This is a genomic window from Enterococcus italicus, from assembly GCF_023743875.1.
GTDB lineage: Bacteria > Bacillota > Bacilli > Lactobacillales > Enterococcaceae > Enterococcus_G > Enterococcus_G italicus.
The window spans coordinates 987,299-1,007,845 of sequence record NZ_JAMRVB010000001.1; the positions used below are offsets into that span (position 1 = coordinate 987,299).

The window sequence follows — 20,547 nt, forward strand, 5'->3', positions numbered from 1 at the left end:
TAGAAATTGAAAGGAAAAACAGTCTACAGCACCAATCGCTAACGATCGCTTTTTGTTGTTTTGCTTAAGAGTTCTTCGTATGCACGTTCAAATTTTTGTACATCGCCCGCTCCCATGAAGATGACTACAGCATCTTTGTAATCAAGCAATGGCGAAACATTATCCTCAGAAAGGACTGTCCCACCTTTATGGATTTTCGCCCCTAAATCTTCAATTTTTACATTTCCTTTTGTTTCACGGGCCGAACCAAAGATATCACACAGATAGACTTCATCTGCTAAGTCTAATGCTTGGGCAAAATCATCTAATAACGCAATGGTTCTTGTAAACGTGTGTGGTTGGAAAACGGCAATGATTTTTTGATTTGGGTATTTTTGTCTTGCGCCATCAATCGTCGCACGAATTTCAGCAGGATGATGCGCATAGTCGTCTACAATAATCATATCAGCAACTTTCTTTTCAGTGAAACGACGCTTCACACCAGCGAATGTTTGCATTTCTCTGGCAACTTCTTCCATATCGAAGTCTTCTAAGTATGCTGTCGCAATAACTCCTAGTGCATTGTTAATATTGTGCTGACCAAATGCTGGCAGAACAAAGTGACCAACAAGCTTGTCATGGAAATAAACATCAAATGCTGAACCAGTCGTCGTGCGTTCGATATTGCGTGCTTGCACGTCATCATTTTCATTAATACCATAGTAGTAGATTGGTACATCGGCCTCTAATTTTCGCAAATAGTCGTCATCACCAAATGCAAAGATTGCTTTTTTCACTTGATGAGCCATCGTTTGGAAGGCATCATAAACGTCTTCGATACTCTTATAGTAGTCAGGATGATCAAAGTCAATATTCGTCATAATGGCATAGTCAGGAGAATATGCTAAGAAATGACGTCGGTATTCACATGCTTCAAATGCAAAAAACTCAGCTTGAGGGTCGCCATGTCCAGTACCATCGCCGATTAAGTAGCTTGTTGGACGAATGCCACACAAAACATGAGCCAACATCCCAGTCGTACTAGTCTTACCGTGCGAACCAGTCACTGCGATGCTCGTAAAGTTTTGAATGAATTGGCCAATAAAATCATGGTAACGAATCACTTCTAAACCTAGTTCTTTTGCTCGAACAATTTCTTCATGGCTATCAGGAAATGCATTCCCTGCAATAACCGTCATACCTTCTTTAATATTATTTGCGTCAAAGTTAAAAATTGGGATACCTGCTTTTTCTAGGTCTCGCTGTGTAAAGAAGTAAGTTGGTACATCTGACCCTTGCACGTGATAGCCTTTTTCGTGTAAAACGAGCGCCAATGAACTCATTCCTGACCCTTTGATTCCGACAAAATGATACAATGTTTCTTGATCTTTCATGCTAAAATATCCTCTCTTTAAGAAAATCCTTTCAATCACCAAATGCGTCAAATGAAAACTACGTATATGGTGCAACCGTTGCTTATTATCTAACAGATTAAAAAAAATAGCAACGAGTTTTCCTCATGAATTATAAAACAACATGTATGTTTAAACTTGCTCTACCAGTTTTCCGCGACACTTGCCGCAGCAAAACCGCTGCGTATTGATAGCCTTTTGACGCAGGTATATTTGATGGCAATTCAAGCATTCATAGACTATCCTCTTTTTTGGGGCAAAAGTCAGTGGCGAGTAGCGTAATCCCTCAACTGAATGAAGTAATTGCTTAAAATCTTGGTCGCGATGACGATAGCCGCCACCCACTAAATGCAAATGGTAATGACACAATTCATGCTTGATTACACCTATTAAATATTGCTGGTACTCAGGTTCCATTAACTTGGGATTAACATCAATGTGATGGTCAGCCAAATGATAACGACCACCCGTTGTCTTAAGGCGCGCATTAAAACACGCATGGTGGCGAAACGCTTTATTGAAATGGTCAAGCGACACTTGTTCGATGAGCGCTTGTAGTTGCTCATTGGTCATACTTTAGCCGCTTGTCGTGGTTGAATCATGGTTAGACTGACACGTTCTCTGGCTAAGTCGACTTGTTCCACCCACACTGAAACAATGTCTCCCACTGCGACGATTTCACTTGCTTTTTTGACAAACTTTTCACTTAATTTTGAGACATGGACTAGTCCATCATGTTTGACGCCGATATCGACAAATGCACCAAAATCGACAACGTTTCTTACCGTCCCCTTCAGCTCCATACCTGCTGATAAGTCAGTGATTGTTAAGACATCTTTACGCAAAAGTGGCGCCGGCATCGCATCGCGCATGTCTCTGCCTGGTTGAATAAGCCCTTGAATGATATCTTGTAGTGTCACGACTGCGATTCCCCATTGATCAGCCAACTTTTCTTGACTGACTTGCTTTAACAAAGCAGTTGTCTCTTCAGATCCGACAGAAGATTCAGGCATGTGAATGTATTCTAATATTTTTTTGGCAAGTGGATAGCTTTCTGGATGGATGCTGGTTGAATCAAAGATCGATTTTCCTTTTGGAATCCGTAGAAATCCGATTGCTTGTTCATACGCTTTTGGCCCTAGGCGTGGGACTTTTTTTAATTCTTTCCGTTCGGTAAAGCTTCCTACTTCTTGACGAAGTGTCACAATATTTTGCGCCGTCGTTTTATTAATACCGGACACGTATCCTAAGAGTTGTGCACTCGCCGTATTGACATCCACACCCACTTGGTTCACAGCCGTTTCAACAACAAAGGACAATTCATCAGCTAGTCTTTTTTGTGAAACATCATGTTGATATTGGCCAACACCCACAGCTTTTGGTTCAATTTTAACTAGCTCTGCTAATGGATCTTGCAATCTACGACCGATACTAATGGCACTACGCTGTTCTACTTGTAATTTTGGAAATTCCTCACGAGCGACTGGACTGGCTGAATAGACCGATGCACCAGCCTCGCTGACAATGACATAATATACGTCATTATCCACTAGCTTCAACTGCTTTGCTACAAATTGTTCCGATTCCCTACTTGCCGTTCCATTACCGATAGCAACCATTTCTACTTGGTAGTCTTGAATTAATTGCCTGAACTGCTGACCACTTGCTTGTCTTTTTGCTGCAGGAGCGGGGGCATGCGGATAGATGACATCGATGGCCAGTAACGCACCTGTGGCATCAATAATCGCTAATTTACACCCTGTTCGATACGCAGGGTCAAATCCCATGACTACTTTCCCTTTCAATGGCGCTTGTAATAAAAGATTTCTAAGATTCTCGCCAAAAACCTGGATCGCTTGCTCATCAGCTTTTGTTGTTAATTCACTACGCAAATCCCTTTCAATCGCAGGTTGAATAAATCGTTTGTATGCATCAATAGCAGCGTCGATCAGTACTTGATTGTTATTCGATTGTTTCCCCTTGAGAACAGTTCTTTCCAAATATGAAAAAATAGCCCCCTCATCCACTGTGATACCGGCTTTTAACACACCTTCTTTTTCACCACGATTGGCCGCTAATATTCGATGTGAAACCATTTTAAGATACGGCTCTGAAAAATTATAGTACATCTCATAAATTCGTTTTTCATCGGCCTCTTCATCTTTTACGCGGCTATAAAACTGACCATGCTTCATTGTATAGGAACGAATCCATTTTCTAATTTCTGCGTTGTCGCCTATTTCTTCCGCTAAAATTTCATGAACACCGCTAAGAGCATCTTCTATCGATAGGATGGCATCATTTAAAAACTGACTTGCTTTTTCCTCAAGTGACGGCTTGTTTGGAAATGTCTTTAACCACTTTGCAAATGGTTCTAAGCCATTTTCTTTGGCAATTGTAGCTTTTGTCCGCCGTTTTTGCTTGAATGGTCGGTAGTAGTCTTCCAATAATTGCAATGTATCAGCTTGCTCAATCGCCTGTTTCAATGATGGTGACAACTGATCCAAGCTCTCAATTTTCGTCAAAATTTCTTGTCTTCTTTTTTCTAAGTTGTCAATATAGGTTGCACGATCTTCAATTTCTTTGATTTGCACTTCATCAAGAGAACCAGTTATCTCTTTACGATATCGTGCAATAAATGGCACTGTATTGCCGTCCGCTAGTAGATTTAACACCGCTCGGATTTGTTTTGGCTTGTACTGCCCTAACGCTTTGATTATTACTTCTTCGTGATTCGTCATAGTCATTCATTTCCTTCCTTCGCACGTGTTCACACAATCATAGCAAGTCTTCCCAATATGAATCAACCATTCTTTCCTTCTCCAGTAAAGAACAGACGGATAAGGTGCTTTTAAAAATCTTTTAAAAAACTTTTTCAGCAGAACTCTTTAAATGGAATATATAAAGTTTTTTAAAAGTTTTTATATATTTCTTTATTTTCATAAGTGTATAAATGTAAAAAGCAATAAATCAGATTCGATTTATTGCTCATTTCTTGTGCTATATACTTTTGATTGCGTAATAGTTACCATCTGGATCAGCAAAATTTAAAATCTTACTATCTTCAAGCTGAATGAGTTCGCCAACAGTTGTATTTAAGGTTAATAATTTATTATAAAAACCTTCGATGTCCTTTGTTTGGAACATGATCGATGGGGAGTTGGTCGCCACTTCTGGTGAATAGGTTTCGATAAATGTACGATCATATAAAACAAAGTGAATTTCAGCCGTTTCATTAGGGGCCATCTCAACGATTTTTGTTTCCTCTAGATTCTGAACAGTAATTGTTTGGAAGCCCAGAGATTCCCAAAACTCTTGGGCACGAGGAACATCGTCAACATATAACATAATTTCCATTTGATTTGAAATCATCATTTTTTCTCCTTACTCATTATCTTGAGAATTAAAGTTTAAGTCGACGCCGGGTTCATCCGTGACGATTTCTGTAACCTCGTAGCTCAATCTTTTAACAATATCAAATAAAGGTGCTACTAACTCATCTGCTTCTGCACGTGAAATATCTTCCGTTTTCGTGACTGATTGATTCACGATATGATTTATTTGTCCCACTGCTCCAGATAGGACATACTCAGGAAAAGCAATTGTAAACTCCAAGCGAGCTCCAATGATACTATTCTCTTTTGGATAGTCTTTATCAGGAGGGGTGAGAGGCATAAACCCTACATTTAACTTTGTCTCAACTTGTTCTTCTGGTTTTTTCATATCAAAATGATAATTTTCTACGATTGGTTTTTGTCTGCGTATTTCCAATTAACTCACTCCTTCTGCCTTATTTACCTATTTTACCATACGATTTGTGCAAAGAAAGTAAATTAAGAATCTTGTAAGCCATTTAGATAATCGATAGCATCTTTCAATGTTTTGACTGGTACAATTTTCATAGTTGTATTTAGTTTCTTAGCAGCAGCCTTAGCTTCTTCGTAATTCGTTTGAATAGTTGGATCTGCTTTTTTCTCTGCATCCGTGATTTCATCATCTGGAGCAAAAAAGATTTCTACTCCCTCGTTGCTTGCGCTCGCTACTTTTTTATCAATACCACCAATTCGGCCGACTGTACCTGTTTCGTCAATCGTACCAGTGCCGGCAATCACTTTGCCATGACGCAAGTCTTTCCCAGTCAATTGTTGGTAAATTTCTAAGGTAAACATTAATCCAGCAGAAGGGCCACCAATATTTTCTACATGAAAATCAATGGCTTGGTCGGATTCAATTTCAGTATGATCCACTAGTGAGATACCAATGCCAGCTTTTTTTGTTGTCGATAGCTCAATCAGCTTGCCTGATGCCGTTTTTGTTTCATTATTATGCGTATAAGAGACCGTCATCGTTTGACCAACTTTTTGCGACTGTACGTAGGACATAAATGCTTGGCTACTTTCAAAGCTCTTGCCATCGACGCCTGTCACCGTATCACCAATTTGAATGACACCATAAAAACTGGAATTCTTTTCAACTGACATGACATAGACACCTTTATACTTCATCGAATAATCCATACCGGCTAATTTAAGTGCTTGTTCGGCTGCATTATTTTGAGCTGATTGCATATAATATTGTTGAATTTGATTGTATTCTTCACTTGAGGCCGAACCCATCAGATCTTTTTCTGAAAGAAGTTCGTCAAAGGCAGAGAATTTGGAGATTAGTGCCGTGGCGACAGTCGCACGACGTATTCCAACAGAAGTTAACGAAAAGGAACCTGCTTGTGTGTCCTCTTTATTATTGACCGTAATTAAATCTTTTAGATTGATTGTCGAGCCAGGTTGTTCTATGTAATACGGGATTGGTACGACAACGATACCTAAAACAACGAGTAACGTTGCAAAAAATAGACTAACTTTTAACCAAGTTTTTTTTTTCACTTCTCATTCACTTCTTTTCAATGTATTGATTCACAACATCTGGCAAAAAGGCTGTAACATCGCCACCAAAAGTCAAAATCTCTTTTAACATGCTAGAGCTAACATGTTCATATTTAGGGTTCGCTATAAGAAAAACTGTTTCAATTGAATCGTCCAAGTGTTGATTTAGTGCATATATATCTTTCTCATATTCAAAGTCTTTACTATTACGAATACCACGGATCAAAAAATCGGCGCCAATTTTTTTGGCATAGGTCACTGTCAGTTCCTCTTCTTGGGAAACAACGCTAACATTTTCATATTGTTCTAGACTTTTTTTTACTAGAAGCATTTTTTCCTCTTTAGTAAACAGTGACTTCTTCGTTGTATTTTGAAAAACGCCCACATATAAATGATCGAATAACTGTGACGCCCGCTCAATCAAATCAATATGGCCAAGCGTAATCGGATCAAAGCTTCCAGGAAATAGGGCAATTTTTTTGTTCATCTTTCTGCCTCATCCTTTCGATATATGGTCACTTTACTAGCGCCGTATGTTTGTTGTCTAATTGCGCTAAATCCCGCAATTTTTTCGGGTAAATCAATCGCCTTATCCGTTTCACAAACAATTTTGGCATATTCAGCTGTAAGATTGAGCTGAGACATCTGCTCGATTTGGTCCACGATTTCTTGCTTTGCATACGGAGGATCAAAAAGAATCAAATCAAACTTCATTTCTTCGCCAGATAATTTTTTTAGGGCAGCATTGGCATCCATTTTTAACACGACAAATTTTTCAGGTTCCTTCGTTATTTGAATATTTTCCTTAATAATTGAGATAGCTTGGTAATTTTTGTCCACACAGACCGCTTTGTCCATTCCTCTTGAGATCGCCTCGATAGCCAGCCCACCACTACCAGAGAATAAATCAAGTACTTTCCCACCATCAAAATAAGGCCCAAGCATATTATAGATGGCACCCTTTACTTTATCAGTAGTTGGTCGTGTATTCGTACCAGGAAGGCTTTTTAGCTTCCTACCTCCATACGTTCCTGCAATAATTCGCACTATGTATCCTCCCTTTTACATGAAAAAGCCATTAGTCAAGAATAGCAGTTTTACAGCAAAATTGCCTTCTTTCAAAACTTGTGCTGCTACTATTTGACTGATGGCTTGTCTATTTAAACATTTTCGGCTAAACGAATTTTGGTACTCTTCTCTTCCACCTCATACCCATCATCTACAGGTTGAAATGCTCGTTTAGTGCCGATTTTGTCAGCAAAATTCATTTCGATATCTGGTCGATAAGAACGTTCTATTTTTCGCACAAAATGCAACCGTTCGATCTTTTCACTGCTTGCGTCAAAGTCTTCCTCATTGAGGTACACAAGCGCATACTTCATCCGTTTTGAAATATATAGAACCGAACCATACCGACGTAAATTACGGATTTGGCGCAAAGAATACATCCAAACGACGAGACTTCTTCTTGTTGGTACTTCCAATTCATGATGTACTTCAACTTGCATGACAGCTTCCTCCACATCCTGAGTGACTACTAAAAAACGGATTACCAGCATCAACTTTGATATCATCTGAAATTGTTTCCGCTATCGCTAGACAGATTTCATCCAAAACAGTTTGAAGTTGCGTTTCTTGATAGCGAAATTCACTCACATCTTCTTGCAAATCAAGCGTCCGCTTTGCAAGACGTAATTCTCGTCGTTTTTTATTAAAATCGGGCGCATATTTTCCGTATTGCTCAACTTGCTCATAAGATTCCTTCGATTGTAGGAAGGCTAATTGAAGCTGCTTAACTTCTTTCGAATCCTGAACTCTTCGTTTAGATTGCAAATAATTAAGAAAAAGTGGACTATTGATAAGGTCAGAAGTTAAGTGCTCTATTTGCGTTTCAATTTGGTAAAATGATTGGTTATAAATCATGGCTCATTACTTTCCTTTGATGTAGTTTGTTTTTCTTGTAATAAGACTAACATAGTTTCTTTTGAAAATGCAACGCCTAATGATTCTTCTTTCTCTTGCATATATTTTTGGTGTAAAAAAGAATTACTGTACCAAGATAAAATGGTAAAAGTCGGGTCAATTACTGGAATTTCTAGGTAACCACTTGATTGCGTAAGAGCGTTCGCTTGAAGAAGGCCTGAAATCTCCTCATCCGTCAAAATAAAGTGATCAGACTCTTGTCCCGCAATACTTCGCTGCATAAGCTGAACACGTTGCGTCGTCAATGTGTCTTCGGGATGAGTCAAAAATTCTGCTAAGATATGATTCGCTTTCGCTTGCAATGTCGTATTTGGCTGGTAAACGGTTAGTTTTTCTCTTTTCCTTAAAATTTTTAGCGTATTACTAGCGAGGTCTACTTTTTGATGGTCAATTGTTGTCCAGTCCACATTATGTTGCTCAACAAAATCAGGCAACACTTCACCTGTCATTGTATATGGTACCAATTTTAAAAGGAGTTCTTCTGATAGATACATCATACTATATAATTTACTCGAACTTTGGTCGAAAAATAAGATTAAGAAGGTCCCGTTTTCAAAACCAATTAACGGTCGATAGTTCATATCTTCTTCCGAAAGTTCAATATCTACATATTGATTTTCATATTTCAATTGAAAATTAGGATATATCATCGTGATTTTTGTTAATTGACTCATTGTCATACCATTTGAAAAAGGCGCCACTGCATCATTTTTAGGATCAATTACTTTTATTCCGACTATTTTTTGATCTATCGTACTCACTTCCATGTAACTGGATGACTCAGTTGCTCGAAAAATTGAGATGGTATACGAGTAGCCAGTAGAAATTGTTTCTACTGGCTCTCCATACACTGCTTGGATTGCTTCAAGCTTTTTGCCAATATAATTTGCAAAGCCTGAAGTTGGGATTGTTTCATATGTGAGGTTCGTTGATTTAATAGATTGAGTTGCAGGAGCTTTAAGCGGGGATGAATACATTGGATAAGCAATTGGTTGCCCGTATACAATGACAAAGGCTACAATGAGTATCCCTAAAAAAATGAATTTTTGGTATTTCATCCCATTTCCTCCTACTTTATTTTTCCGATACCTCGATGAGTAAATCTCCCGAAACAATCGTGTCACCCGCATCGACATAAATATGTTCCACGGTACCATCAAATCTCGCTTCAATCGACGTTTCCATTTTCATCGCTTCGGTCACAATCAAGCTATCTCCTTTTTTCACTCGGTCCCCTTTTTTCACTAATACTTGTAAGACTGAACCAGACATTGTTGCACCGATTTGTTCTTTGTTCGTTGGTTCAACTTTTCTACGTTTTTTCACAGCACTAAGAATAGATGCATCATGAACCACTACTTCTCGTCGTTGTCCATTTAAGTTAAAGAAGAGGGTTCTATTTCCTTCAATATCCGGCTCACCAATTTCGTCCAAACGTATAATTAATACTTTGCCTTTTTCAATTTGAACATTGATCCGTTCGCCTAAGCGCATTCCTTCAAAGAATGTAGGCGTATCTAAGACTTTAATATCTGCAAATTGTTCGTAAGCCTTACGATAATCTAAAAAGACTTGCGGATACATGATATAGCTCAACACTTCTTCTTGTGAAGGTTCATAACCAATTTTTTCAGCCAAGCTTACTTTTACTTCATTAAAGTCAACAGACGGTGCTAATTTCCCTGGTCGCTCAATGAGTGGTTCTCGATTTTTTAAAATAATTTTTTGCAATCGTTTTGGAAACCCTCCAACCGGTTGCCCCAAATCACCTAGGAAAAATTGGATAACGGAATCAGGGAAACTTAGCTCGTCCCCTTTTTCATAAATATCATCTTCTGTATAGTTATTTTGAACCATGAACAGAGCCATATCTCCAACTACTTTTGACGATGGTGTTACTTTGACGATATCTCCAAACATCAGATTTACATGATGGTACATTTCTTTGATATCATCCCAACGATCGCCTAAACCAACTGCTTTCGCTTGTTGTTGCAGATTTGAGTATTGTCCGCCCGGCATTTCATGCATGTATACTTCTGTTTGAGGTGCGCTCACACCATTTTCGAAAGCATGGTAGTAAGTGCGCACATCTTCCCAATAATGGTTTACTTGCTGAATATTTTCGATTTTTACGTCAGGGACACGTTGATCATCGACTAATGCATAGTACAAGCTACTCATGCTTGGTTGACTCGTACTGCTACTCATAGCACTCATTGCCACATCAACAATGTCTACGCCCGCATTCACTGCCTCTGAATACGTCATGATGCCATTACCACTTGTATCATGAGTATGCAAATGAATTGGGATAGAAACAGCATCTTTTAACTCACTAATTAAGCGATAGGCAGCTTTAGGTTTTAGTAACCCTGCCATATCCTTAATTGCTATGATGTGCGCACCTAGTTGTTCAAGCTCTTTTGCAAGCTCTTTATAGTATGCCACACTGTATTTCGCGCGTTTTGCATCATTAATGTCACCTGTATAACAAATCGTCGCTTCTGCAATTTTCCCTGCATCTCGGACAGCCAAAATACTTTGCTCCATTTGAGGAACCCAATTAAGGCTATCAAAAATACGAAACACATCAATGCCTTGTCTTGCAGACTCTTTGATAAATTCACGAATCACATTATCAGGATAGTTACTATAGCCGACAGCATTAGATCCTCTAAATAGCATCTGCAATAGTGTATTGGGCATGGTTTTACGAATCAAACGTAGTCTTTCCCAAGGGTCTTCATTTAAGAAACGATAGGCTACGTCAAAGGTCGCTCCACCCCACATTTCGCTTGAGAACAATTGAGGGATACTTTCTTCCGTTTGCTTGGCAATACTTACAATATCTCTAGTCCGTACACGCGTAGCAAGCAAACTTTGATGCGCATCTCTAAACGTAGTATCTGTCAAAAGTACAGCTTTCTGACCACTAACCCAACGACTGACAGCATCAGCACCTTGTTGATCTAATATGCTTTTTGGTGTGACTTCAGGTAGAGATGGTAAAATTTTCTTTGGTTTTCGTGGATCTGGGTAGTATCGTTTTTCTTGGCGCTCAATTCCTGGATAGCCATTCACTGTAATTTCACCAATGTATTTCATTGTTTTATTTCCACGATCGCGTACGTCTGAAAATAAAAATAACTCTGGTGTTGTATCGATAAAGGTCGTTTTTAGTTTACCGGAACGAAAAGCTGGGTGTTTAATGACATTAATCATAAATGGAATATTTGTTTTTACCCCACGGATCCGAAACTCACGAAGGCAACGCTCCATTTTGTGAATCGCAGCCTCAAAGGTACTTGCGTGGGTACAAACTTTAACCAAAAGTGAATCAAAGTAAGGTGTTACGACAGCACCAGCATAGGCATTTCCTGTATCCAATCGTACACCTGACCCACCTGGGGATCGATACGTGTCAATTTTACCAGTATCAGGTAAAAAATCATGCAATGGATCCTCAGTAGTAATCCGACATTGAATTGCCGCCCCACGGTAGGTGATTGCTTCTTGCTTCGGAATACCGATTTCTTTATGAAGATCCTTGCCTTGCGCAATCAATAGCTGAGTCGTTACAATATCTACATCTGTAATTAACTCAGTAATTGTATGCTCTACTTGAACACGAGGATTTACTTCAATAAAATAAAAATCGTCGCCCTCAACTAAAAATTCAACCGTCCCGGCATTAATATAGCCTACATGCTTCATTAATTGTACGGCTGCAGAGCAAATTTTCTCCCTTTGTTCGTCATTCATCGAGACGCAAGGAGCTACTTCGACAACTTTTTGATGACGTCTTTGCACCGAGCAATCTCGTTCAAATAAATGAATAACATTGCCATATTGGTCACCTAAAATTTGAACTTCAATGTGTTTTGGATCTTGGATATACTTTTCAACATAAATCTCATCGTTTCCAAAAGCGGCTTTGGCTTCACTTTTCGCCCGTTGAAACCCTTCAACTGCTTCTTTAGCATTATGGGCAACGCGCATTCCACGTCCACCACCACCTAGGGCAGCTTTAATCATAATTGGATAACCATATTGTTCGCCAAATGCTTGCACATCATCGACTGATTCTACTGGCCCATCCGTACCCGGAATAGACTGAATACCCGCATCAATCGCTGCTTCTTTGGCCTTTATCTTATCACCAAAGATATCTAAATGGTGGACAGAAGGCCCAATAAAAATGATACCTTCTTCTTCACAGCGTTTTGCAAAGGCTAAATTCTCAGATAAAAATCCATAGCCTGGATGGATTGCTTCTGCTCCAGCATCTTTTGCAATTTGGATAATTCCTTCAATGTCTAAATAGGCGTCAATCGGTTTTTTTCCGACACCAACCACATATGCTTCATCCGCTTTAAAGCGATGCATAGAAAACTCATCTTCAGTCGCGTAGATTCCGACTGTCTGAATGCCTAATTCAGCACATGCGCGAAAGACCCGCACTGCAATTTCTCCTCGATTTGCCACTAGAACCTTTTTCATGAAAACCTCTCCTTTTGAATAACCAATTCTTTTATAGCTGAAGTTTTTTCTTTTTCTCATCTGCACTTATATTTAATGTAAATGCTATTGCTACGGAAAATACCAACAAACTCGATCCACCTTGACTGATGAATGGAAATGTAATTCCAGTTAGAGGTATTAAGCCTGTAATTCCACCTAGATTGACAAATATTGAAATCAAGAACAGAGAACCAATACCGATACACATCAACGAGTTAAATGTATCCGTCGATCGAATACCTACTAAAATAACCCGAGCAGCCATATACAATAATAGTGTAAGAATTGCAAGTGCCATGAGTAATCCCAGTTCTTCAACGACAATTGCAAATGCATAGTCGGTTTGCGCTTCACTTAAGAAGCCTTTCTTTTGAATACTGTTACCCAATCCTCTACCAAACCATCCACCATTAAACATCGCGTAATAGCCATGAATTGCTTGGTGACCAGTGCCATATTCATCCAAAAATGGATTTTGAAAGATTTTAAATCGAGAAACGACATGGGCTGGCAAAAACTTACTTCCAACTGTAGGGACTAATTTGATTGCTAAAGCCGCTAGTGCCATCAATCCAGCTCCTGCTACAAATGTATAGAGATAATTAATACCACTAGCTAGTAACAATACAAGAATTACTAAACAAATAACAATCATATTTCCCCAGTCAGGGTAAAACAATAATAAACTGGTAGGGATTAAAGTCATCCACGTTATTCGAACCACAGTCGCAATTGGTTGCTTTTCAAACTGTAAGATATCATCTTTCCGATTGGTAATCTGAATCGCTAGGTACCAAATGACAATAAATTTCAAAAATTCAGCAGGTTGCAACGTTCCCACTCCAGGGATTTGAATCCAGCCATAGGAACCATTGACTGGTTTAAAAGCAAATACTAGAAACATTGCCGGTATAATGACTGCCAACGCACCATACGTCGCATATTTGTTTTTTAAAACAATTGTTTTAACCCGATAGATAACTGCCATCAAAATCAGGCTAATCACCCAAAAGATAAACTGCAAAATCGCCTGTCTCGCTGGGTTTTGATTTTCTTCTAATAGATCATAAGACGTTGTACTGTAAACCATCATTAATCCAATGACACATAACGTTATATAAGGTAAAAAAATATGTAAGTCGAGCAAATGCCTTTTTAAGATTTTTTTAGGCAAAATTTAAACCTCCTTGCCCTCAGTAATCTTTTGGTCTTCATATACTTCGGTATACAAATGATTCAAATCCCGCTCTAAGCTACTCAAAATTTGATGACCCACTTCGGGTTGAATAATACCAAGTTGAATGGCGAATGCCACCTGGCGAGACAAGCCATACATTTGCGTATCGACTACCTCTTCAAATGCTTTACATTGTGAAATACATTGGCTATTTTTTTGATTTTTAATTAATAAACGAATACGATTTGCTTCATTCAGTAGCAATGAATTCGCCATTTCCGGAGTCACTGTTTCCATGGTATCTCCTCCTATCTAATTCCAATATTATAGCATATTTTTTTAAAAAGAAAGACTTGTCTTTTCAATTTTCAAAAGGATTATTGTTTTTAAAACAAAGAAACCTTATTTCAGATGAAATAAGGTTTCTTTAACTATCTATTAACGATTATTTTTTCTTCTTTTGTGATTTTTCGCGTTCATTTTTATTAAGAATTTGTTTTCTTAAACGAATATTTTCTGGTGTTACTTCGCAGAATTCATCATCATTTAAGAATTCCAAAGATTCTTCAAGTGTCAAAATTCTTGGTTTTTTAATCACAGAAGTTTGGTCTTTTGTTGCAGAACGAACGTTAGTCATTTGTTTTGCTTTCGTAATATTAACAGTAAGGTCATTATCACGAGAGTTTTCACCAATAATCATACCTTCGTATACTTCAGTCGTTGGTTCAACAAAGACTGTTCCACGTTCTTCAATGTTCATGATTGAGTAAGTTGTAGCTTTCCCTGTATCAATTGATACCAACGCACCATGATGACGGCCACCAATTTGTCCAGAAATCATCGGTAAGTATTGATCGAATGTGTGGTGCATAATACCATATCCACGAGTCATTGATAAGAACTCTGTTGTATATCCAATCAATCCACGAGCAGGTGCTAAGAAGATTATACGTACTTGTCCGTTACCTGTATGGATCATGTCTTGCATTTCAGCTTTACGCATGCCCAATGATTCAATGATTGATCCCATATATTCTTCAGGAGTATCAATTTGAACACGCTCAAATGGTTCACATTTCACACCATCTACTTCACGTTCAATAACTTCTGGACGTGATACTTGTAATTCAAAGCCTTCACGACGCATGTTTTCAATTAAGATAGACAAATGCAATTCACCACGACCTGAAACGATCCAAGAGTCAGGACCAATTGGATCAACTCTTAACGATACGTCCGTTTGTAATTCGGCCATTAGGCGTTCTTCAATCTTACGTGCAGTTACCCATTTTCCTTCACGACCAGCAAATGGTGAGTTGTTCACTAGGAACGTCATTTGTAGTGTTGGTTCGTCAATGTGTAAAATTGGTAGTGCTTCTTGATGATCAGAAGGTGTCACTGTTTCACCTACGAAGATATCTTCCATCCCAGATACAGCAATTAAGTCACCAGCTTTGGCTTCTTGAATTTCTTCTCTTTGTAAACCAAAGAATCCAAAAATTTTGGTTACACGGAATTTTTTAACTTCGCCGTCTAATTTCATCAATGCCACTTGGTCTCCTACGCGAATCGTTCCGCGGAATACGCGACCAATTCCGATACGTCCAACATAGTCATTGTAATCAAGTAAGGATACTTGGAATTGTAATGGTTCTTCGCTATTGTCAACTGGTGCTGGAATATGCTCAATGATCGTATCAAAGATAGGTGCCATTGTCTTTTCTTGATCAGCAGGATTGTCAGATAAGCTAGAAGTTCCATTTAAAGCAGATGCATAAATAACTGGGAAATCCAATTGTTCGTCGTCTGCGCCTAATTCGATAAATAATTCTAATACTTCATCTACTACGTGCTCGGGACGTGCAGAAGGTTTGTCGATTTTATTTACAACAACGATTGGCGTAACGTTTTGTTCTAAAGCTTTCTTTAATACAAAACGAGTTTGAGGCATTGTTCCTTCATACGCATCTACGACTAGGACAACACCATCTACCATTTTCATGATACGTTCAACTTCTCCACCAAAATCCGCGTGACCCGGTGTATCTAAGATGTTAATTCTTGTACCGTTGTATTCAACAGCAGTATTTTTTGCTAGAATCGTAATTCCACGTTCTTTTTCAATGGCATTTGAATCCATCGCACGTTCTTGTAATTGCGTTCTTGCGTTTAACGTATGCGATTGTTTTAATAGTTCATCAACTAGAGTTGTTTTCCCGTGGTCGACATGGGCAATAATCGCAACATTTCGAATATCATTTCTATACTTCAATGTAATTGCTCCTTTAATTTTGGCTTTGACTCAACGAGTTATTATACCAGAAAAAAAAGGTGAAACATAGTAGAAAGTTTTCAATTAACTTACTTTTTCATCTTTTTGCAACAATCTCGTCATTTCTTCATATGCTTTTGGCGTTCCAGCAACAAAAAACTCACGATCGCTTAAATTCAAGGCATCACCACTAATGTTGCTCATCTTTAAGCCTAATGTTTGAAGTAAAACGCCTCCTGCTGCATAATCCCAAGGAGAAAGGTTTGATATATAGCCAATTCTTTTTCCTAAAATTAAGGCAATCAGCTCTACTCCAGCACAGCCTGACATTCGCACACCAAGAGCCATATTACCAATTTCGCGCACATGTGCAAAATTTGTCCCATACATGCCAGCATTCACGCCTAGCAATCCTTCTGCTACCCCTTTGTTGGCAGGCGCATCAATGCGCTCATCATTACGATAGACACCAATTGAAGGGCCTCCCCATAATAGAACATCTTTTACGACATCGTAAATAAAACCTAAGCTCGGTTTCGCCTCTTCATACACAGCAATCATTAAACAAAAATTTTCTTGTTCTAAAACAAAATTCATAGTCCCATCGATCGGATCGACAATAAATACTGTTCCTGAAAAATCTGTCAAATGGTTTTGATTGTTTTCTTCACCCAAAACTTTTGCAGTTGGATCAAAATTTTTGATTTTGGTCATCAAAAAGTCTTGTGTCTCTTTATCAATATTGGTAACTAAATCAGTTCGATCAGATTTTGTGCACACCGTCAGTTGATTGCTTGCAATGGATGCTCTAATTCGTTCGGATGCTTCATATATCCAGCTCTTGATTTCATGAACAATTTCTTGCATTAGTCGTCACTCCTCATTTTGAGAACACCCTTTTGTTTTTCTTTTGCATTCTTGATTGTCCGATAAAGTGAATAGGAACTACTGCTTTCAAACTGCTTACCAAGTTGTTTTTCTTCACCAATCGAAGGAACAACCTTTTTAAAGTCTTGGTAGGCCGTAAGAAGATCGCTAATCTGAACCCCTTTTTCATACGCCTTTTCGACAGCATTCCACATAGCAATGACTGCAACCATCTCCTCGGTATTCCAATCCAAATTTAATGGGTATTCATAATTTTGATTCATAAAGTTCCTCTGTTCTTTCTTTTTTATTTAACTATAAATTTTTTAGAGCAAAAATGCAAAAAAATACCAGTTAACTTTTACGCAAACTGGTACTTTTAGTATTTCTATCGATTTATTACGCGTGAATTGGTAGTCCTAAAGCTAATTCGGAAGCGTCCATCACGATTTCACCTAAAGATGGATGTGGATGGATTGTTAATGAAATATCCTCTGCATTCATACCTGACTCAATAGCTAAAGCTAATTCAGATACGATATCAGATGCGCTAACACCGGCAATTTGAGCACCGATTAAAACATTGTCTTCAACCGTTGTTACTAAACGGATAAAGCCTTCAGTTTTACCTAATGAAAGGGCACGACCATTCCCAGCAAATGGGAATTTGAATGCTTTCGCTTCAAGGCCAGCATCTTTTGCTTCTGCAATTGTCATACCGACAGTTGCCAATTCAGGATCTGTGAAGGCAACTGCTGGCATTGCTTTGTAGTCAACCGCTACTTTTTTGCCAGAAATAGCTTCAGCAGCAATTTTTGCTTCGTAGCTAGCTTTATGAGCTAAAGCTGCGCCAGGAACGATATCGCCAATTGCAAAAATATTTTTCACATTCGTACGACCTTGTTTGTCGACTGTGATTAAGCCGCGTTCGCCGATTTCAACTCCCGCTTGCTCTAATCCCATATCGTTTGTGTTTGGACGACGACCAACAGTAACCATTACATAGTCAGCTGTGACAGACTCTTCCTTACCATCAACTTCGTATTTTACTGTTACACTGTCGCCATTATCCACTGCTTCTTTAGCCATTGCTTTTGTGACAACTTGGATGCCTTTATTTTTAAATTCAGTTTCAACAAGCTTAACCATATCTTTTTCATAAGTAGGTAAGATTTGTGGAGAACCTTCTAAAATAGTTACTTCAGATCCTAAGTTCGCATATGCGCCACCTAATTCAGCACCGATGACTCCGCCACCAATGATAACGAATTTTTTCGGAACTTCTTTCAAGTTTAATCCGCCAGTAGAATCTAATACACGGCCACCAAATTTGAAACCTTTGATTTCAATTGGATGAGAACCAGTAGCAATGATTGCATTGTTAAAAGAGTAAGTTTGAGCAGAATCTGGATGCATTACGCGAAGAGTATGATCATCAACGAAGAATGCTTCCCCTTCTAAAACTTCAACTTTATTCTTTTTCAATAACATTGAGATTCCTGATGTTAATTTGTTAACAACACCATTGTCTTTCCATTCTTGTGTTTTCGTGAAATCTAGAGAAACATTCTCAGCAGTCACACCAAACATAGTAGAATCTAATGATTCTTGGAAGTGGTGTCCAGCAGAAATCAATGCTTTAGAAGGGATACAACCAACGTTTAAACAAACGCCTCCGATGTATTCACGCTCTACTATCGCTACTTTTTGTCCCAATTGCGCAGCACGGATGGCAGCTACATAGCCACCAGGTCCCGCACCAATAACAACTGTGTCTAACTCAATTGCAAAATCTCCAACTACCATTTGTTTATCATCCTTCCATTAATAGCAATTCTGGATCAGCTAACAGACGTTTAATGTTATTCATTGCTTTTTGAGCAGTCGCTCCATCAACAATACGGTGGTCAAAGCTGAATGATAATTTCATCATACGACCAACAACAATTTCACCTTCAGCGTTCACGATTGGTTGTTGAACGATTGTTCCAACACCTAAAATAGCTACTTCAGGGTAATTAATAACCGGAGTAAACCACATACCACCCACAGAACCGATATTACTAATTGTAATTGATCCATTGCGCATGTCATCAGCTGAAAGTTTGCCTTCGTGTGCTAGAGCAGCTTTGCTATTGATTTCATCAGCGATAGCAAACAAGCCTTTACGGTCTGCATCTTTCACGTTAGGTACATACAATCCATGATCTGTATCTGTTGCGATACCAATATTGTAGTAATGTTTGTAAACAATTTCTTGTGATGCATCATCGATTGACGCATTAAGAATTGGGTATTTTTTCACTGTAGCAGTCAATGCTTTAACAACATATGGTAAGAATGTTAATTTCGTGCCATTTGCTGCAGCGACTTCTTTAAATTTCTTACGTTGATCCCAAAGTTTTGATACTTCAACTTCATCGTGTAAGGTCACGTGTGGCGCTGTATGTTTGCTATTGACCATAGCTTTTGCAATTGCGCGACGTGTAGGTGTCATTTTTTCACGTGTTTCAGCTTCTGCTAAGTTAGAAGAGAATGGTTTTGCTGGAGCAGCTTTTGCTTCAGCTGGTGCTGCTGCACTTGCTGATGCTTCTGGAGCTTTCGCCTGTGCTTTTGCTTCATTTACTGTTGATCCACCAGCCAAGAATGCTTCAACGTCAGCTTTGGTAGTACGTCCACCTTTGCCTGTGGCAGGAACTTGAGTAATATCAACATCTTTTTCACGTGCAAATTGGCGTACCGATGGCATAGCTAATACACGTTTGTTTGGATCTGCTGCTTCTACGACAGTTGTGCTACCAGCTTTAGCAGGTTCCGCAGTTGCAGCTGCTGCGCCAGTTGCAGGAGCTGCTGAAGGTGCTGAGTTATGACCAGGTGCATCAATCTCAACTAAAACGTCACCAACATTGGCTACTGTTCCTTCTGGGACAATGATATTTTTTACAGTACCAGTAACTGGTGAAGGAATTTCTTCCACTGACTTATCATTTTGTACTTCTAATAAAGTATCGTCTTCATTAATTGTATCGCCAGCTTTAACGAACCATTTAACGATCTCGCCTTCTGCAATCCCTTCACCGATATCTGGTAATTTGAATTGGAATACACCTTCACTTGCATCAGCTTCAGGTAAAGCAGCTGGTGCAGCTGGAGTTTGTTCTTGAGCAGGTGCTTCGGTTGATCCTTCGTCCTCATGACCAGGTGCATCAATCTCAACTAAAACATCACCAACGTTTGCTACTGTTCCTTCTGGGACAATGATATTTTTTACAGTACCAGTAACTGGTGATGGAATTTCTTCCACTGACTTATCATTTTGTACTTCTAATAATGTATCGTCTTCGTTAATTGTGTCGCCTGGTTTTACAAACCATTTAACGATTTCGCCTTCTGCGATACCTTCGCCGATATCTGGTAATTTAAATTGAAATGCCATTTTTTTTCGTCCTT

General features: G+C 38.8%; 19 protein-coding genes. All 19 read right to left on the bottom strand.

The features are described 5' to 3' along the window. Positions 1–38: 38 nt before the first annotated feature. On the bottom strand, positions 39–1,373 hold the full coding sequence (gene murC, locus NE257_RS04760) for a UDP-N-acetylmuramate--L-alanine ligase (protein WP_251854730.1): 1,335 nt from the start codon (positions 1,371–1,373) through the stop codon (positions 39–41). A 150-nt stretch (positions 1,374–1,523) separates the two neighbouring features. Continuing rightward, on the bottom strand, positions 1,524–1,964 hold the full coding sequence (locus tag NE257_RS04765; protein WP_007208220.1) for a SprT family protein: 441 nt from the start codon (positions 1,962–1,964) through the stop codon (positions 1,524–1,526). Then, positions 1,961–4,138: a Tex family protein gene (locus NE257_RS04770; RefSeq protein WP_251885913.1), complete on the bottom strand. Its 2,178-nt coding sequence runs from the start codon at positions 4,136–4,138 to the stop codon at positions 1,961–1,963. The genes NE257_RS04765 and NE257_RS04770 overlap by 4 nt, the downstream gene beginning before the upstream one ends. A gap of 253 nt (positions 4,139–4,391) precedes the next feature. Then, positions 4,392–4,763, bottom strand: coding sequence for a VOC family protein (locus NE257_RS04775; RefSeq protein WP_251885914.1), 372 nt, complete (start codon positions 4,761–4,763; stop codon positions 4,392–4,394). Positions 4,764–4,775: 12 nt separating this feature from the next. Next, positions 4,776–5,162 (bottom strand): DUF1149 family protein, encoded by a 387-nt coding sequence (locus tag NE257_RS04780; RefSeq protein ID WP_007208217.1) that lies wholly within the window; start codon positions 5,160–5,162, stop codon positions 4,776–4,778. 62 nt (positions 5,163–5,224) lie between these two features. Next, positions 5,225–6,274 (bottom strand): SepM family pheromone-processing serine protease, encoded by a 1,050-nt coding sequence (locus NE257_RS04785; protein WP_007208216.1) that lies wholly within the window; start codon positions 6,272–6,274, stop codon positions 5,225–5,227. A gap of 7 nt (positions 6,275–6,281) precedes the next feature. After that, complete coding sequence (coaD, locus tag NE257_RS04790; protein WP_007208215.1) at positions 6,282–6,761, bottom strand: pantetheine-phosphate adenylyltransferase; 480 nt, start codon at positions 6,759–6,761, stop codon at positions 6,282–6,284. After that, positions 6,758–7,321, bottom strand: coding sequence for a 16S rRNA (guanine(966)-N(2))-methyltransferase RsmD (gene rsmD / locus NE257_RS04795; protein ID WP_007208214.1), 564 nt, complete (start codon positions 7,319–7,321; stop codon positions 6,758–6,760). The genes coaD and rsmD overlap by 4 nt, the downstream gene beginning before the upstream one ends. 113 nt (positions 7,322–7,434) lie before the next feature. Beyond that, positions 7,435–7,782 (bottom strand): YlbG family protein, encoded by a 348-nt coding sequence (locus NE257_RS04800; RefSeq protein WP_007208213.1) that lies wholly within the window; start codon positions 7,780–7,782, stop codon positions 7,435–7,437. Next, entirely contained in the window at positions 7,772–8,197 is a 426-nt protein-coding gene (locus NE257_RS04805; RefSeq protein ID WP_251885915.1) for a YlbF/YmcA family competence regulator, read from the bottom strand. Before NE257_RS04805 ends, NE257_RS04800 begins: the two co-directional genes overlap by 11 nt. Continuing rightward, positions 8,194–9,315 carry a CAP-associated domain-containing protein gene (locus NE257_RS04810; RefSeq protein WP_251885916.1) on the bottom strand — a complete coding sequence of 374 codons (1,122 nt, stop codon included), beginning with the start codon at positions 9,313–9,315 and terminating at the stop codon, positions 8,194–8,196. The genes NE257_RS04805 and NE257_RS04810 overlap by 4 nt, the downstream gene beginning before the upstream one ends. A 16-nt stretch (positions 9,316–9,331) precedes the next feature. Then, entirely contained in the window at positions 9,332–12,760 is a 3,429-nt protein-coding gene (locus tag NE257_RS04815) for a pyruvate carboxylase (RefSeq protein ID WP_251885917.1), read from the bottom strand. A 31-nt stretch (positions 12,761–12,791) separates the two neighbouring features. Further along, positions 12,792–13,955 carry an FtsW/RodA/SpoVE family cell cycle protein gene (locus NE257_RS04820; RefSeq protein ID WP_251885918.1) on the bottom strand — a complete coding sequence of 388 codons (1,164 nt, stop codon included), beginning with the start codon at positions 13,953–13,955 and terminating at the stop codon, positions 12,792–12,794. A gap of 3 nt (positions 13,956–13,958) precedes the next feature. Next, a complete protein-coding gene (locus NE257_RS04825; RefSeq protein WP_007208208.1) occupies positions 13,959–14,255 on the bottom strand; it encodes a DUF1507 family protein in 297 nt (98 codons plus the stop codon). A gap of 148 nt (positions 14,256–14,403) precedes the next feature. After that, positions 14,404–16,230 carry a translational GTPase TypA gene (gene typA / locus NE257_RS04830; RefSeq protein ID WP_251851665.1) on the bottom strand — a complete coding sequence of 609 codons (1,827 nt, stop codon included), beginning with the start codon at positions 16,228–16,230 and terminating at the stop codon, positions 14,404–14,406. Between the two features lie 84 nt (positions 16,231–16,314). Further along, positions 16,315–17,097 (bottom strand): inositol monophosphatase family protein, encoded by a 783-nt coding sequence (locus tag NE257_RS04835; protein WP_007208206.1) that lies wholly within the window; start codon positions 17,095–17,097, stop codon positions 16,315–16,317. After that, on the bottom strand, positions 17,097–17,381 hold the full coding sequence (locus NE257_RS04840; RefSeq protein ID WP_007208205.1) for a UPF0223 family protein: 285 nt from the start codon (positions 17,379–17,381) through the stop codon (positions 17,097–17,099). Before NE257_RS04840 ends, NE257_RS04835 begins: the two co-directional genes overlap by 1 nt. Before the next feature lie 115 nt (positions 17,382–17,496). Beyond that, positions 17,497–18,903 carry a dihydrolipoyl dehydrogenase gene (gene lpdA / locus NE257_RS04845; protein WP_251885919.1) on the bottom strand — a complete coding sequence of 469 codons (1,407 nt, stop codon included), beginning with the start codon at positions 18,901–18,903 and terminating at the stop codon, positions 17,497–17,499. Between the two features lie 7 nt (positions 18,904–18,910). Further along, positions 18,911–20,533 (bottom strand): dihydrolipoyllysine-residue acetyltransferase, encoded by a 1,623-nt coding sequence (locus NE257_RS04850; RefSeq protein WP_276532301.1) that lies wholly within the window; start codon positions 20,531–20,533, stop codon positions 18,911–18,913. Between the last annotated feature and the right edge of the window lie 14 nt (positions 20,534–20,547).